This is a genomic window from Jeotgalibacillus haloalkalitolerans, from assembly GCF_034427455.1.
In the GTDB taxonomy this organism is placed as follows: Bacteria; Bacillota; Bacilli; order Bacillales; family Jeotgalibacillaceae; genus Jeotgalibacillus; species Jeotgalibacillus haloalkalitolerans.
Genome location: NZ_JAXQNN010000002.1, coordinates 457,766 through 472,299, shown reverse-complemented (window position 1 = coordinate 472,299; position 14,534 = coordinate 457,766). Strand labels below are relative to the sequence as shown.

Sequence of the window (14,534 nt, the reverse complement as noted above, 5' to 3'; positions counted from 1 at the left end):
TACGATGAGAAAAACAGATTGAAAAGAGGCAACAGCATGATCGCTCTTATTTCAGCTGCGATAGCACCGGGACTTGCACTTCTGAGTTACTTTTATTTGAGAGATCAATATGACACTGAGCCGATCAGAGTCGTGTTCAGGGCTTTCATATTAGGGGTTGCTGTAACGTTTCCTGTGATGTTTTTGCAATATGTCATTGAAGTGGAAACAGATTTTTCAAATATGATACTGCAGTCTTTTTTAACATATGGTTTGTTAGAAGAGTTTTTTAAATGGTTTATTTTATATTTTTTCATTTTTCATCTTGTTGAATTTGATGAACCGTATGACGGAATTGTCTATGGCGCAGCAGTTTCACTTGGCTTTGCAACGCTTGAAAATGTATTATACCTTGCAGTTTACGGTCTTGAAACTGCGGTAGGAAGAGCGCTGCTGCCAGTCTCAAGCCATGCTTTGTTTGGCGTGGTAATGGGCTACTACATAGGAAAAGCGAAGTTTCACATCAATAAAAAAATGTTTATACTGGTTTCACTATTGCTGCCGATTCTGCTTCACTCCACATATGATTTTATTCTGATGAGCAGCCGTAACTGGCTCTATTATATGGTGCCATTCATGCTGTTTCTGTGGTGGCTGGGCTTATGGAAAGTAAAAAAAGCTCATATCCTGACAGATGCGCACCATAAAACCAGAATGACATAGTTTTTGAAGGGTTGAAGCATAGCATCAAGTAATGAACCAGTCAGTTAAATGTAAGTTAAGGACCTGAGACACCGTTGTCTCAGGTTTTTTGTTTTTCATCAACAGATCGGATTTGAAATGATTGTACTTCAATCAATCAAAAACTTTACCTGTATAGATTACCCGAATTTGTTCAGATTAATATTATTAAGTTTGACAGGAGGGATCTGTATGAGGAAAAAAGTTTGTCTGGTGATTGTTGCTTTTTCGATTCTATTTGGCAATGCATCTTACACTGATGCCTTTAGCGGACAGGTGATTCAAAAAGGAGCTTTTGGAGATGATGTCATTGAGCTTCAGTCCCGGCTGCAGTATATAGGCTATTACAAAGGTCAGATTGATGGGGATTTCGGCTGGGGAACTTACTGGGCGTTGAGAAATTTTCAGAATGACTACGGGATGGAAGTGGATGGTCTTGCCGGTCCGGAAACTAGAAGAAAACTGGTGAATGCGAGTGAATACAATGAATCTTTTGTCCGGAATAACCTGAATAGAGGGGTTAAATTCACTCACTACGGCGGGACACCTTTAGAAAACCAGGTGAAATCAGAAACAGTGTCCAAAAAATTAAAATTACCAAATGGGTATTCAGAAAATGATATCAAACTGATGTCGAATGCAGTGTATGGAGAAGCGAGAGGAGAGCCATATGAAGGGCAGGTGGCAGTTGCCGCGGTGATCTTAAACAGAATTGAGGATGAGGCTTTTCCTAACACAGTTTCAGGTGTGATTTTCGAACCGCTTGCGTTTACTGCAGTAGCGGATGGTCAAATCTGGCTGACACCGAATGAACAGGCAAGACGTGCTGTAATGGATGCAATTAATGGCTGGGATCCTTCTGAAAATGCTTTGTATTATTTTAATCCGGTTACAGCTACCAGTAAATGGATATGGACAAGACCGCAAATCAAAAAGATTGGTGAGCATATTTTCTGCCTATAAATTAAGGAGAATGAAAAATGAACTGGAAAAAAACAATACTTATTGCTTTATTTTTGTGTGCATTTTCAGCAGCAGCTTTTGCAGCTTATCAAAAAGGTCAGGCAAATGCCCTGCAAAACCATATGGAGAATCAGTATCAGCGTGCTTTCCATGAGATGACCTTTCAGATGGACTTACTTCATGATGAGATCGGTTCAACGCTCGCTATGAATGGGGGCAGGACGTTATCTCCCGCGCTCACTGAAGTCTGGAGATTAACGTCCATGATCCATTCTGATATCGGTCAGCTGCCTTTAGGTATTCTGCCTTTCAGTGAAATGGAAAAATTCCTGATGAAAATTGGTGAATTCAGTTACAGGACATCAGTCAGAGATCTCTCTTCAGAGCCTTTGACAGATAGCGAATATGAAAAACTCGAGCAGCTGTATAGCCAGTCCGCAGATATTCAAAACGAATTAAGAAGCATTCAGAGCAGAATTCTTGAAGAAGAACTCACCTGGCTGGATCTTGAGGAGCTGATGGCTACAGGTGACGTAAAAGCACAGCCGGTAGTGGACGGTTTTGCAAAGGTGGATGGAGCGGTAAAGGGATATGCCTCTGAGACCTTCGCGCCAACGGAGCAGGAAACTGCTTCAGAGCGCAGAAGGCAGCTTCAGCATTTAGCAGGGGAGAGAATTGATCAGTCAGCTGCACCCGGCATTGCTGAAAAGTTCTCAGGTAATCAGTTGAATGATCCAGTTGTTTCACAAAGTATGGAAGGATCGTCTTACCCGTTTATCACAGTGAGAGATTCTGACTCCTCTTTTTCAATGGACCTTTCGTTAAAAGGAGGGTACCCGTTGTATATGATTAAAGACAGGGAGATCCCATCTGCAGCACTCAGCCTGAATGAAGCAGTGACTGAAGCTGAAAAATTTCTTCAGCGTAATCAGCTGAACGATCTGAAGCTTGAGAAAGGTCAGCAGACTGATAACAGTGCCTCTCTGACTTTTTCCAGATACCTTGAAGAAAAGGACGTTTGGGTACTCGATGATTCAGTATATTTAAAAGTTGCACTTGATGATGGTGAGATTCTCGGCTTTACCGGCTACGATTACTGGGCGGGTCATGGTGATATTAAAGTTCCTGAAGCCGAACTGACAGAAGACGAAGCTCTTTCACTGCTGCATTCAGAATTTGAAAACGGTGAAACCAGATTAACGCTGATCAGGAATGAATTTGATGAGCATGTGCTTTGTTATGAGTTTACCGGTATCACAAACGATGAGACCTTCCGTATTTATATCAATGCGATAAATGGCCAGGAAGAAAAAGTAGAAAAGCTGTAAATTATTTTTACTGAAAAAGGAATTGAAAAAGTACCGTTCCATGAGATAATACCTATATAGCGTAGTTTAGGTGGGTGTATCTGATGAAAATTGGAACTGTATTAACGATTGAACCGATGCATGCTTCACAAAATGACAAATATAAAAGCAGGCTTGTAGAAGTGAGCGGAGGAAAGCTTTATATTGATTATCCGATTAATATGACAACAAATAAAACAGTTTTTCTGATTGATGGTATGCAATTAAGAATCAGCTATACAAATGAAAACAATGATGCGTATTCTTTTGAGACTGAAGTTAAAGGCAGGAAGAATGCAAATATCCCAATGATCCTGCTTGATAAACCCGGGGAAAAGGATTTGATCAAGGTACAGCGAAGACAGTTTGTAAGGGTCAATACCTCTATTGATGTTGCACTCAGAACGGGGGCTGCAAAATACCATACAGTTACAGAAGATATCAGTGCAGGCGGACTGTCGTTTATTATGAAAAATGGTATGAGTATAAAAAAAGGAGACCTGATCGAACTGTTTTTAGTTCTCCCTATGAGAAATGGAGAGACGCAGTATTTAAAAGTGTCAGGAGAGATAACACGAACTAAAATGATAGACCGTGTTGAGATTGGAATGGTCAAGTTTAAAGATCTCACTGCTCTTGAAAGGCAGCTTCTACTGAGGTATACCTTCGAATGTCAGCTGAAAATGAAAGAAAAATAAATGTCCGGCGCCCATTTTAGCAAATTTGGCTGAAATGGGCGCTTTTTATGCGTTCAATTATCTGAGAAATCCCATGATATGATACAATAATCGAGATTATATTAGATTGAGGAGAATGGCCAGTGAATAATATCAAAAATATCCGCATAGCACTTGATGGACCGGCAGCTGCCGGAAAAAGCACAGCTGCTAAAAAAATTGCTGAAAAATTAGGTTTCATTTATATAGATACGGGTGCAATGTACCGGACCCTTACTTATAAAGCAATTAAAAATCATATTAATCCAAAAAATGAGCAGGAATTATACGATCTTTTAATGAATACAGTAATAGAGCTGAAACCGGGTAAAGAAGGTCAGCTGGTCTTTTTGGATGGACATGAAGTTACGTCAGAAATCAGACAGCAGGAAGTAACCAAAAATGTTTCTGATGTTGCGCTTCATCAGCTGGTTAGAAGTGAAATGGTTAAAAGACAGCAGGAGCTGGTTCAAAACGGCGGCATCGTAATGGATGGCCGTGATATCGGAACCGCCGTGATACCGGATGCAGAATTAAAAGTCTTCATGTCTGCAACTGCCGAGGAACGTGCAAGAAGACGATTTGAAGAACACAAAAAACAGGGAATCGAATCAGACTTTCAGGAACTTAAAGCTGAAATTGAAAAGCGTGATCACATAGATTCCACAAGAGCAGTATCCCCTCTTGTAAAAGCAGATGACGCAATCGAGCTGGATACAACACATATGTCAATCACAGACGTTGTTAATAAAGTGACAGAGATAGCGGCTGAACGGGGGGCAACATCATGAACTTATACGGATTCGCAAAAGGATTGGTAAAATCTGTGCTTACACCTGCTTACAGAATACGTATTGTGGGTAAAGAACATATACCTGAAGAAGGTGGCGTATTAATATGCGCCAATCACATTAACGTTCTTGATCCACCGGTGGTAGGTATTACATCACCGCGTCCTGTTTCGTTCATGGCAAAAGAAGAACTGTTCAAAATGCCGGTTTTAAAAAAGCTCCTTCCGAACCTCAACGCATTTCCAGTTAAAAGAGGGATGAGTGACCGTGAAGCGCTGAGAAAAGGTTTAAGCCAGTTAAAAGAAGGTAATGTTGTCGGATTGTTTCCTGAAGGAACCAGAAGTAAGGACGGGGTTATAGGTAAAGGGCTGGCGGGAGCAGGATTTTTTGCATTAAGATCAGATGCAGCTGTCGTGCCGTGCGCAATTATCGGACCATACAAAATTTCCAAACGGTTAAAAGTAGTGTACGGAAAACCGATTAATATGGCCGAATTAAAAGAAAGAAAAGCATCTGCTGCAGAAGTAACAGATATCATTATGAATGAGATCAAAACACTTTCCGACAATCATCGCTAAAAGTTCTCGCTTGACAAACAGGGCTATTTATTAGAAGTTAGTAGTATATTCTGAATTTAACATTAAACTGTGAATTTTTTCACATTTAAGTCAATTTCAGCAGTCTTGGATTAAGGAGGAGTACATATGACAGAGGATATGAACAACATCGAAGTAAACTCATTAGAGGTAGGAGATCGGGTTACCGGTACTGTAACCAAGGTGGAGGAAAAACAGGTTCTTGTGGATGTTAAAGACAGCAAGATAGACGGTATTATTCCGATTTCAGAACTTTCGAGCCTCCATGTAGAAAAAGCCTCTGACGTTGTGAAAGAGGGAGACGAGCTTGACCTGGTCGTTACAAAGGTTGAAGAAGAATTGCTCGTACTTTCAAAACGTAAAGTAGAAGCAGAAAAAGCATGGGAAGAAATGAAGCGCAGATATGAATCTGAAGAAGTATTTGAAGCTGAGGTAAAAGACGTCGTAAAAGGCGGACTTGTCGTGGACCTTGGTGTAAGAGGATTCGTGCCGGCTTCTCTCGTGGAAGATTATTATGTTGAAGATTTCGAAGACTATAGAGGGAAATCCCTTACATTTAAAATTGTAGAGCTGGACGAAGAAAAGAACAGACTGATCCTGTCTCACCGTGCTGTTATTGAAGGTGAAAAAGCGGAAAAGAAAAAAGAACTGCTTGAGAAAATCCAGGCTGATGATGTTCTTGACGGTACAGTTCAGCGTATAACTGACTTCGGTGCTTTTGTTGATATTGGTGGTGTTGACGGACTGGTTCATATCTCCCAGCTTTCACATCAGCATGTGGAAAAGCCATCTGATGTTGTCGAAGAAGGGCAGAAGGTGCAGGTGAAAGTCCTTTCAGTTGACCGTGATAATGAAAGAATTTCTTTATCAATTAAGGAAACGCTGCCTGGACCATGGTCTGATATCGAAGAAAAAGCCCCAAGAGGTGCTGTGCTTGATGGTAAAGTGAGACGACTGGTATCCTATGGTGCATTTGTTGAAGTGTTCCCGGGTGTAGAAGGGCTTGTGCACATTTCACAAATCTCGCATCAGCATATTGGTACGCCGCATGAGGTATTGTCAGAAGGCGAAGAGGTACAGGTGAAAGTCCTTGATGTGAATGTAAACGATCAGAGGCTTTCATTATCAATTAAAGAGCTGAAAGAAGATAAAGGTTCTTCTTCTCAAAGCTATGAAATGCCGGAAGAGTCATCCGGTTTCCAGCTGGGTGAAATGATTGGTGACAAATTAAAAGATTTAAATAATGATAAGTAATTAGGTGAATAATGTGAGCAGAGCGAAAAGAAAACTGGATCATATTCAATATGCTTTATCTGACAGACAATCGGGGATGACAGGTTTTGATGAACTCATGATTGTTCATCAAAGTCTGCCTGATACCGCTGTCGATGAAGTTTCTCTTCACTCTGAAGTAGGCGGACTTTTATTGAGTTCGCCTTTTTTTATCAACGCTATGACTGGCGGAGGCGGAGAGAAGACTTCAGAAATTAACGCGGCACTTGCAAGAGCTGCAAAAGATACGGGGATTGCATTATCAGTCGGGTCTCAAATGTCTGCGATTAAAGACAGACAGGAGCGACATACGTATCAGGTTGTTAGAAAAGAAAATCCTGATGGGTTGATTTTTGGTAATATCGGTAGTGAAGCTACGGTTGCGCAGGCAGTTGAAGCTGCAGAAATGATTGAAGCTGATGCACTGCAGATACACCTGAATGTCATACAGGAACTCGCAATGCCGGAAGGTGACCGTTCTTTTAATGGTGCACTTGAGAGAATAGCACGTATTGCTGATGAACTTCCAATTCCGGTTATTGTGAAAGAAACCGGCTTTGGCATCAGCAGAGAGGCGGCACAAAAACTGGATAAAACGTCAATACGTGCAATTGATGCAGGCGGATACGGCGGAACTAATTTTTCAAGCATTGAAAATAACAGACAGGAAAGAAAAAAACTATTTTTCAATGATTGGGGTATACCAACTGCTGCATCTATTCTTGAGACAGCCAGTGTAACTTCCAAAGACGTACTGGCATCGGGCGGAATACATAAAAGTTCAGATGTATTAAAAAGCCTTATCCTCGGTGCATCTGCAGCAGGGATTGCAGGATCATTTCTGAGAATATTAACTGAACAGGGTGAAAAGCAGTTAGTTGAAGAAATAAAATATTTTCAGGAGGACCTGATCATGATGATGACAGCCCTCGGATGTAAAAGTGTAGCTGATCTCCATCGTGTACCTGTCGTGATAAAAGGTGACTTATACCACTGGTTAAGTGTAAGGGGCTTAAATCCCGAACTTCTCAGCAGAAGATCCTGAAGGTTTTTTCTTATGTTTTTAACAACAAAAGCTGATTTCCTTAAAAAGAAATCAGCTTTTACTTGTATGACCGGTCATTGTGCATTAAATTAATTACTGATACAATGATTTGGCTGTATAGAACGAATAAATTGAAAGTACACTTATATTAAGTGTGTAGAAAGGGTGAACGTCATGGCAAAAGCAAAGCCGGTCGTTGCGATAGTTGGTCGCCCAAATGTAGGGAAATCCACTATTTTTAACAGAGTTGTAGGAGAAAGAGTATCAATTGTGGAAGATACTCCAGGTGTTACGAGAGATCGTATTTACAGTTCAGCTGAATGGCTGAACCATGATTTTAATATTATTGATACTGGCGGTATTGATATCGGTGATGAGCCGTTTTTAGAGCAGATCAGACAACAGGCTGAGGTTGCAATAGATGAAGCTGATGTCATTATTTTTATGACAAATGGCCGTGAAGGTGTTACATCTGCTGATGAACATGTAGCGAAAATTTTATATAAATCAAATAAACCTGTCGTGCTGGCTGTCAATAAAGTGGATAATCCTGAGATGAGAGACCAGATTTATGATTTCTATTCTCTCGGTTTCGGTGAGCCGTATCCAATTTCAGGTTCTCACGGGCTTGGACTTGGAGATCTGCTGGATGCAGCTGCTGAACATTTTGACAAACGTGAAACAGAAGATTACGGTGACGAAGTAATAAAATTCTCTTTAATCGGAAGACCAAACGTAGGGAAATCATCGCTTGTTAACGCGCTGCTTGGTGAAGATCGTGTAATCGTAAGTAATGTAGCAGGAACAACGCGGGATGCAGTTGATACACCTTATAAGTATGATGGACAGGAATATGTCATTATTGATACTGCCGGAATGCGTAAAAAAGGTAAAGTGTATGAGTCGACTGAAAAATACAGTGTACTGCGTGCGCTGCGTGCAATTGAACGTTCCGATGTTGTACTTGTGCTGATTGATGGTGAAGAAGGAATCATTGATCAGGATAAGAAAATTGCAGGTTATGCCCATGATGCGGGAAGAGCGGTTATTATTGTCGTTAATAAATGGGATGCTGTGGAAAAAGATGAGAAAACGATGGACAAGTTCGAAAAGTCGATCAGAGCGCATTTTCAGTTCCTTGATTATGCACCTGTCGTTTTTGTCTCGGCACTGACGAAAAAGAGAATTCACACATTGTTACCTGTCATCAATATGGCGAGTGAAAATCACTCAATGAGAGTACAGTCAAGTATCCTGAACGAAGTGGTAATGGATGCTGTGGCTATGAATCCGACGCCAACAGATCACGGCAGAAGATTAAAGATATTTTATGCGACTCAGGTGGCAGTCAAACCGCCTACATTCGTTATCTTTGTAAATGAACCGGAGTTAATGCACTTTTCTTATGAGCGGTTCCTTGAAAACCGCATAAGAGAAGCTTTCGGTTTCGAAGGGACACCGATCAGACTGATAGCAAGAGCAAGAAAGTAAGACAGAGGAGGGGTTTGAAATGGCAAAACTTCAAATTGCCGTGCTTGGAGCCGGAAGCTGGGGAACTGCACTGGCACTGGTATTAGCAGATAACGGGCATCAGGTAAAGCTCTGGACTCATACTGAAGCTCAGGCTGAAAAGATAAATGAATCCCACATGAACGAGAAATACCTGCCAGGCGTTCAGCTTTCTGACAGCATCATTGCCTATCCAAATATTGAAGAAGCGGTTTTGGATGCAGACATGATTGTATTTGCTGTACCTGCAAAAGCAACGCGTGAGGTTGCAGAAAAAGTAAACATGGTCTCCAGGAAAACGGCGGTCATAGTTCATGTGAGTAAAGGGATAGAACCCGATTCTCATTTAAGAATTTCTGAAATTCTTGAAGAAACTTTAAATTCTGAGGCGATGTCCGACCTTGTTGTGCTTTCAGGCCCGAGTCATGCAGAAGAGGTTGTGAAGAGACACCCTACAACTGTAACTGCTGCTTCAGATGATATTGCTGCTGCTGAAATGGTGCAGGATGCGTTTATGAATCAGCATTTCAGGGTGTACACTAATACCGACGTCATTGGCGTGGAAGTTGGCGGTGCTCTTAAGAACATCATTGCGCTTGCTGCAGGTATTACTGACGGACTCGGCTACGGAGATAATGCAAAAGCTGCCCTGATCACCCGGGGGCTGGCAGAAATAGCGAGACTCGGTACAAAAATGGGCGCGAACCCCCTTACGTTTTCAGGGCTGACTGGTGTGGGTGATCTGATTGTTACATGTACAAGTGTTCATTCCAGAAACTGGAGAGCCGGTAATATGCTCGGTAAGGGGCATAAGCTTGATGAGGTACTAGAAAGTATGGGAATGGTCGTAGAGGGCGTAAGAACAACAAAGGCTGCATACCAGCTGGCTGATAAATACCAGGTGTCTATGCCGATTACGTCTGCACTTTACCGTGTCCTCTTTGAAGGCGTACATCCAAAAGAAGCAGTTGACCAGTTAATGGCACGCGTGAAGACGCACGAAATGGAAGACCTGGTCAATATATTAGAGGATCAGGATGAAAAAACCGGGAATTAATCCCGGTTTTTTTCATGTGAATATATCATCACCCCCCGATTTTCTGAAAGAATGAACTTTTTCTGAAACTTATTCATGACAACGATTGAAAGACAATTTATTATGCTATAATGTAACGGCACGTTTTGTGAAAGGGTGAGCTTTAGTGGATGCTTTAACGAAGATGTGGATTTCATTCGGTTCAATGGGATTTATGTTTCTGGCAATTATTATTATTTATTTTAGCCGATATAAAATATCAAACAAAGTTTTGAAATTTATTACTGCATTTGCAGCATATGTTTTTATGATACTTGCAGGGTTAATTATGTTATGGGTCGTCTTGAGCGGTCCTACAATGGAAACCTGATCCGGGGGGAGTAGTATATATGTATAAACGCCTGATCGCATTAGCTATGCTGTCAGTTCTGCTGACTGGGTGTATGTTCCCTTCTCAGGAAAGAGCGGGAAATGAAATCGCATATGAGGAACAGATTGAAAGCGTACAATCTGCTGTTGATCAGTATCAGGAGAGCACTGGTGGTCTGCTGCCGATCAAAACAGTAGAAAATGACACGCCGATGTACAGAAAATATCAGATTGATTTCTCAATGCTGAAACCGAGGTTTATGGCTGAATTGCCCGGTAATGCATTTGAAAACGGCGGGGTGTTTCAGTACACGCTATTAAATGTTGAAGAGGATCCAACGGTGTATGTGTTTGATTTGAGAGTTGCAGAGATGATCCGGACAATACAAATCAGAATACAGGCTAACAGGGGTATCCCGTTCAAGGAACAGGTCGGAGACAATATGTATGCTGTTGATTATTCCAAGCTTGGTTTTGATGAAGAACCGACAATGGTCAGTCCGTATACTGGAAATGAACTTCCGTTTGTTGCGAGTGGTGACGGGACCATTTATTTAGACTATATCACTGATCTGTATCAGCTTACGCAGGATCAGGATCTTTCAGCACTTCAGGGAGAAGAGGATTTACGTCCAATTTTGTTTGAAGATTCAAGAGTAGTACCTGCCTACAGTGTGCCTTACTATGTTGGTGAAGATAATGAAATTAAATATGGCAGAGAAGAATCCGGTTCGTAAAAGAGCCGGTTTTTTTTGTTCTTTTTGCAGCATGTCCTCATAGAATATTAATGCGTGATGCTGAAACAGGGGGGCTTGCAGATGGAAAAACAAAATGTATTTGAGCACATCGCTGAGAGAACTGGAGGGGATATTTACATTGGTGTAGTAGGACCTGTTAGAACCGGTAAATCCACTTTTATTAAAAAAATGATGGAGCTTGCTGTCATACCTCATATGAAAAACCCTGCCGAGAAAGAACGTGCCCAGGATGAACTTCCACAGAGTGCAGCTGGACGGACAATCATGACGACTGAACCAAAGTTTATTCCTAATCAGGCAGTTAAAATTTCCGTGTCAGAAGGCCTGGAAGTGAACGTCAGAATGGTTGATTGTGTAGGTTATACAATCCCCGGGGCAAAGGGGCATGAAGATGAATATGGTCCCAGAATGGTTCATACACCGTGGTATGATGAACCAATTCCATTTGATGAGGCTGCTGAAGCCGGTACTAGAAAAGTAATACAGGATCACTCAACGATCGGAGTAATGATGTCGACCGATGGCACGATTGGTGAGATCCCGAGAGAAAGCTATGAAGAGACAGAAGAAAAAATTATTGCAGAGCTAAAAGAGGTTGGTAAGCCTTTCATCATGGTACTTAACAGTGCCAGACCGCATCAGGAACAGACTGAAACCTTAAGAAAGGAATTACAGCTTAAATATGATGTGCCTGTCGTCGCAATGAGTGTTGAGAGTATGCGTGAAGCCGACGTTATGATGGTGCTGAAGGAAGCGCTCTATGAATTTCCGGTTTTAGAAGTAAATGTACAGCTCCCGGGATGGGTCATGGTGCTTGATCAGGAGCATTGGCTGAGATCACACTTTGAGACTGCGATTGGGGATGTAATCCATGATATTCGCAGGATCAGGGATGTTGACAGGGTTGTCAGACAATTTGAAGAGTTTGAACATGTTGATGCTGCACAGCTTGCCGGAATGGATATGGGTGGAGGGGTAGCAAATATTGATCTCCATGCACCGGAAGAATTATATGACCAGGTGATTGAAGAATTGATCGGGGAGCGGGTAACCGGAAAAGATCACTTTTTATCACTCATCAAGGACTATACCGAAGCAAAAAAAGAATACGACCAGTTTTCTGATGCGCTGAAAATGGTGAGACAGACCGGATATGGCATTGCAGCCCCGGTACTTTCAGATATGAGTCTTGATGAACCTGAAATTATCAGGCAGGGTGCGCGTTACGGTGTCAGGTTAAAAGCAGTGGCACCTTCCATTCACATGATCAAAGTTGATGTGGAATCAGAATTTTCACCTATTATTGGCACTGAAAAACAAAGTGAAGAGCTTGTGCATTACCTCATGCAGGATTTTGAAGACGATCCTTTATCGATATGGAGTTCAGATATCTTTGGCAGAAGCCTCAGTTCGATTGTCAGAGAGGGTATACAGGCAAAACTGGCGATTATGCCGGAAAATGCCCGTTACAAACTTAAAGAAACATTAGAAAGAGTCATTAATGAAGGCTCAGGTGGTATGATCGCCATTATACTATAATCACTTTTAAAACAGCCTGTTTATAGGGGCTGTTTTTTTGTTGATTGTTAAAATGATATTACGGATTATATGATTCAGTTTAATAAACTATAAACGGTATGCTATGATACTGTTCTTACAATTAATATCACTGACCCTGAAAAATTTTTCTGATTGTTATTTTCTCTGAAAACCTTTATATTATGCGATTTGATGCCGGAAAAGGGTTTATTTCCCCAGAATGAGGAGATAATAAGAAGAGATTGCCAATAATTATCGTATTATTCTTGCTAATGTATTTTTTATGTGATAATCTTTTAACAGAATTGATCTAAAACATTGATTCTATGGGCTTTTTAACGATTATTTAAAATCGTGAAGATGCTATTCAATGTTCACTATGAAACAGAGACTTGCCCATACTTTTTTGGAGGAGGTGAATGACGTGAACAAGACTGAACTAATTAATGCAGTTGCTGAGTCTGCTGAACTTTCTAAGAAAGACGCAACTAAAGCAGTTGATGCAGTATTCGATACAGTACAAGATGCACTTGCTAAAGGTGACAAAGTACAACTGATTGGTTTTGGTAACTTCGAAGTGCGCGAACGTGCTGCCCGTAAAGGACGCAACCCGCAAACTGGTGAAGAGATCGAAATCTCAGCAAGCAAAGTGCCTGCTTTCAAACCAGGTAAAGCGCTAAAAGATGCTGTTAAATAATACATATCTTTAGCGTAAAAAACCGCACATTCCGTGCGGTTTTTTATATGAACATAATCATTCCGCACATTTACTGAGCAGTTGCCTTTGCGCCTCTTAAAGCCGTTATGCTAATATGAAGTGAAATAATAGCAGTGCAGGAGGATACGACTATGGACCATACAACTGAACAATTAACAACATTAGCGGAAAAAAATAATGGCCGGGTGGACCGGGAAAAAATACAAAAAGCAATTACGATGCTGTTAGAAGCTGTGGGAGAAGATCCGGACAGAGAAGGATTGCTTGATACTCCTAAAAGGGTAGCAAAAATGTATGAAGAAATGTTCTCAGGGCTTCATCAGGATCCGAAAGAATATTTTAAAACTGTATTTAATGAAGATCATGAAGAGCTTGTCTTTGTGAAGGATATTCCATTTCATTCAATGTGTGAACATCACCTTGTACCTTTTTACGGGAAAGCTCATGTAGCCTACCTGCCTAAAGACGGTAAGGTTACAGGCTTGAGTAAACTGGCAAGAGCTGTTGAAACAACTGCAAGAAGACCTCAGCTGCAGGAAAGAATTACATCTACTGTTGCTGATGCAATTATGGAAATGCTGGCACCGCATGGCGCTTATGTAATTGTCGAAGCTGAACACATGTGTATGACAATGAGAGGCGTTAAAAAACCAGGTGCTAAGACCGTTACAACTGCAGCACGCGGCATATATGAAGAAGATTCTGTGCTGAGAAACGAAGTTATGACCCTTCTTAAGATGGATTAATAAAGGAGCGAATATAGTTGAGTGATCAGGGTAATTTTATAAGTATTAAAGCACTTGAGGATGGCGTAAATGTGATCGGATTAACCCGTGGCACAGATACAAAGTTCCATCATTCGGAAAAGCTGGATAAGGGTGAAGTGATGATCGCTCAGTTTACTGAACATACTTCAGCTGTGAAAGTGCGTGGTAAGGCCTCGATCCTTACTGCACATGGAGAAGTCTTAAGTGATGAAAAAACTAAGAAATAAAATGAATGGTCGAAGCCAGCAAGTGCTGGCTTCTTTTGACTTCACAATACATACAATTGGTATGCTATAATGGTAGGGATTTATAAATTTGACTCTATGTATATGGAAACAGCATAAGCGTCATGACCGATGACGAACTCAGCGTTTTTTTAAAATAATAGA

The 14,534-nt window shown here is 41.2% G+C and carries 16 protein-coding genes; all 16 read left to right on the top strand.

Annotated elements, in window-relative coordinates:
* The first annotated feature begins 36 nt into the window (after nt 1–36).
* The 16 genes from prsW to mtrB all read left to right on the top strand — a co-directional run bounded on the left by prsW (nt 37) and on the right by mtrB (nt 14,372).
* Nucleotides 37–702, top strand: coding sequence for a glutamic-type intramembrane protease PrsW (prsW, locus tag UFB30_RS07285; RefSeq protein WP_322421025.1), 666 nt, complete (start codon nt 37–39; stop codon nt 700–702).
* Between the two features lie 210 nt (nt 703–912).
* Complete coding sequence (gene sleB, locus UFB30_RS07280) at nt 913–1,683, top strand: spore cortex-lytic enzyme (protein ID WP_322421024.1); 771 nt, start codon at nt 913–915, stop codon at nt 1,681–1,683.
* Between the two features lie 17 nt (nt 1,684–1,700).
* Nucleotides 1,701–3,011, top strand: a complete 1,311-nt coding sequence (gene ypeB / locus UFB30_RS07275; RefSeq protein ID WP_322421023.1) for a germination protein YpeB — start codon at nt 1,701–1,703, stop codon at nt 3,009–3,011.
* Nucleotides 3,012–3,094: 83 nt separating this feature from the next.
* A complete protein-coding gene (locus UFB30_RS07270) occupies nt 3,095–3,727 on the top strand; it encodes a flagellar brake protein (RefSeq protein WP_322421022.1) in 633 nt (210 codons plus the stop codon).
* Between the two features lie 122 nt (nt 3,728–3,849).
* Complete coding sequence (cmk, locus tag UFB30_RS07265) at nt 3,850–4,536, top strand: (d)CMP kinase (protein ID WP_322421021.1); 687 nt, start codon at nt 3,850–3,852, stop codon at nt 4,534–4,536.
* Nucleotides 4,533–5,114, top strand: coding sequence for a lysophospholipid acyltransferase family protein (locus UFB30_RS07260; RefSeq protein ID WP_322421020.1), 582 nt, complete (start codon nt 4,533–4,535; stop codon nt 5,112–5,114). The genes cmk and UFB30_RS07260 overlap by 4 nt, the downstream gene beginning before the upstream one ends.
* Before the next feature lie 126 nt (nt 5,115–5,240).
* Nucleotides 5,241–6,386 carry a 30S ribosomal protein S1 gene (rpsA, locus tag UFB30_RS07255; protein ID WP_322421019.1) on the top strand — a complete coding sequence of 382 codons (1,146 nt, stop codon included), beginning with the start codon at nt 5,241–5,243 and terminating at the stop codon, nt 6,384–6,386.
* A gap of 13 nt (nt 6,387–6,399) precedes the next feature.
* Nucleotides 6,400–7,449: a type 2 isopentenyl-diphosphate Delta-isomerase gene (gene fni / locus UFB30_RS07250; protein ID WP_322421018.1), complete on the top strand. Its 1,050-nt coding sequence runs from the start codon at nt 6,400–6,402 to the stop codon at nt 7,447–7,449.
* A gap of 174 nt (nt 7,450–7,623) precedes the next feature.
* Nucleotides 7,624–8,940, top strand: coding sequence for a ribosome biogenesis GTPase Der (gene der, locus UFB30_RS07245; protein WP_322421017.1), 1,317 nt, complete (start codon nt 7,624–7,626; stop codon nt 8,938–8,940).
* A 19-nt stretch (nt 8,941–8,959) separates the two neighbouring features.
* Nucleotides 8,960–10,015 (top strand): NAD(P)H-dependent glycerol-3-phosphate dehydrogenase, encoded by a 1,056-nt coding sequence (locus UFB30_RS07240; protein ID WP_322421016.1) that lies wholly within the window; start codon nt 8,960–8,962, stop codon nt 10,013–10,015.
* Nucleotides 10,016–10,178: 163 nt separating this feature from the next.
* Complete coding sequence (locus UFB30_RS07235; RefSeq protein ID WP_322421529.1) at nt 10,179–10,364, top strand: DUF2768 domain-containing protein; 186 nt, start codon at nt 10,179–10,181, stop codon at nt 10,362–10,364.
* Between the two features lie 19 nt (nt 10,365–10,383).
* Complete coding sequence (locus tag UFB30_RS07230) at nt 10,384–11,100, top strand: YphF family lipoprotein (RefSeq protein WP_322421015.1); 717 nt, start codon at nt 10,384–10,386, stop codon at nt 11,098–11,100.
* 81 nt (nt 11,101–11,181) lie between these two features.
* On the top strand, nt 11,182–12,660 hold the full coding sequence (gene spoIVA / locus UFB30_RS07225) for a stage IV sporulation protein A (RefSeq protein WP_322421014.1): 1,479 nt from the start codon (nt 11,182–11,184) through the stop codon (nt 12,658–12,660).
* Between the two features lie 424 nt (nt 12,661–13,084).
* Nucleotides 13,085–13,357, top strand: a complete 273-nt coding sequence (locus UFB30_RS07220) for an HU family DNA-binding protein (protein WP_039809415.1) — start codon at nt 13,085–13,087, stop codon at nt 13,355–13,357.
* Between the two features lie 152 nt (nt 13,358–13,509).
* Nucleotides 13,510–14,124, top strand: coding sequence for a GTP cyclohydrolase I FolE (folE, locus tag UFB30_RS07215; protein ID WP_322421013.1), 615 nt, complete (start codon nt 13,510–13,512; stop codon nt 14,122–14,124).
* Nucleotides 14,125–14,141: 17 nt separating this feature from the next.
* The gene (gene mtrB / locus UFB30_RS07210; protein ID WP_322421012.1) at nt 14,142–14,372 is read left to right on the top strand and encodes a trp RNA-binding attenuation protein MtrB; all 231 of its coding nucleotides are present in this window, start codon (nt 14,142–14,144) and stop codon (nt 14,370–14,372) included.
* The last annotated feature ends 162 nt before the right edge of the window (nt 14,373–14,534 follow it).

Coding starts and splice junctions, on each gene's coding strand:
- prsW (WP_322421025.1), top strand. CDS start 37: ATGATCGCTCTTATTTCAGCTGCGATAGCACCGGGACTTGCACTTCTG.
- sleB (WP_322421024.1), top strand. CDS start 913: ATGAGGAAAAAAGTTTGTCTGGTGATTGTTGCTTTTTCGATTCTATTT.
- ypeB (WP_322421023.1), top strand. CDS start 1,701: ATGAACTGGAAAAAAACAATACTTATTGCTTTATTTTTGTGTGCATTT.
- UFB30_RS07270 (WP_322421022.1), top strand. CDS start 3,095: ATGAAAATTGGAACTGTATTAACGATTGAACCGATGCATGCTTCACAA.
- UFB30_RS07260 (WP_322421020.1), top strand. CDS start 4,533: ATGAACTTATACGGATTCGCAAAAGGATTGGTAAAATCTGTGCTTACA.
- rpsA (WP_322421019.1), top strand. CDS start 5,241: ATGACAGAGGATATGAACAACATCGAAGTAAACTCATTAGAGGTAGGA.
- der (WP_322421017.1), top strand. CDS start 7,624: ATGGCAAAAGCAAAGCCGGTCGTTGCGATAGTTGGTCGCCCAAATGTA.
- UFB30_RS07240 (WP_322421016.1), top strand. CDS start 8,960: ATGGCAAAACTTCAAATTGCCGTGCTTGGAGCCGGAAGCTGGGGAACT.
- UFB30_RS07235 (WP_322421529.1), top strand. CDS start 10,179: ATGTGGATTTCATTCGGTTCAATGGGATTTATGTTTCTGGCAATTATT.
- UFB30_RS07230 (WP_322421015.1), top strand. CDS start 10,384: ATGTATAAACGCCTGATCGCATTAGCTATGCTGTCAGTTCTGCTGACT.
- spoIVA (WP_322421014.1), top strand. CDS start 11,182: ATGGAAAAACAAAATGTATTTGAGCACATCGCTGAGAGAACTGGAGGG.
- folE (WP_322421013.1), top strand. CDS start 13,510: ATGGACCATACAACTGAACAATTAACAACATTAGCGGAAAAAAATAAT.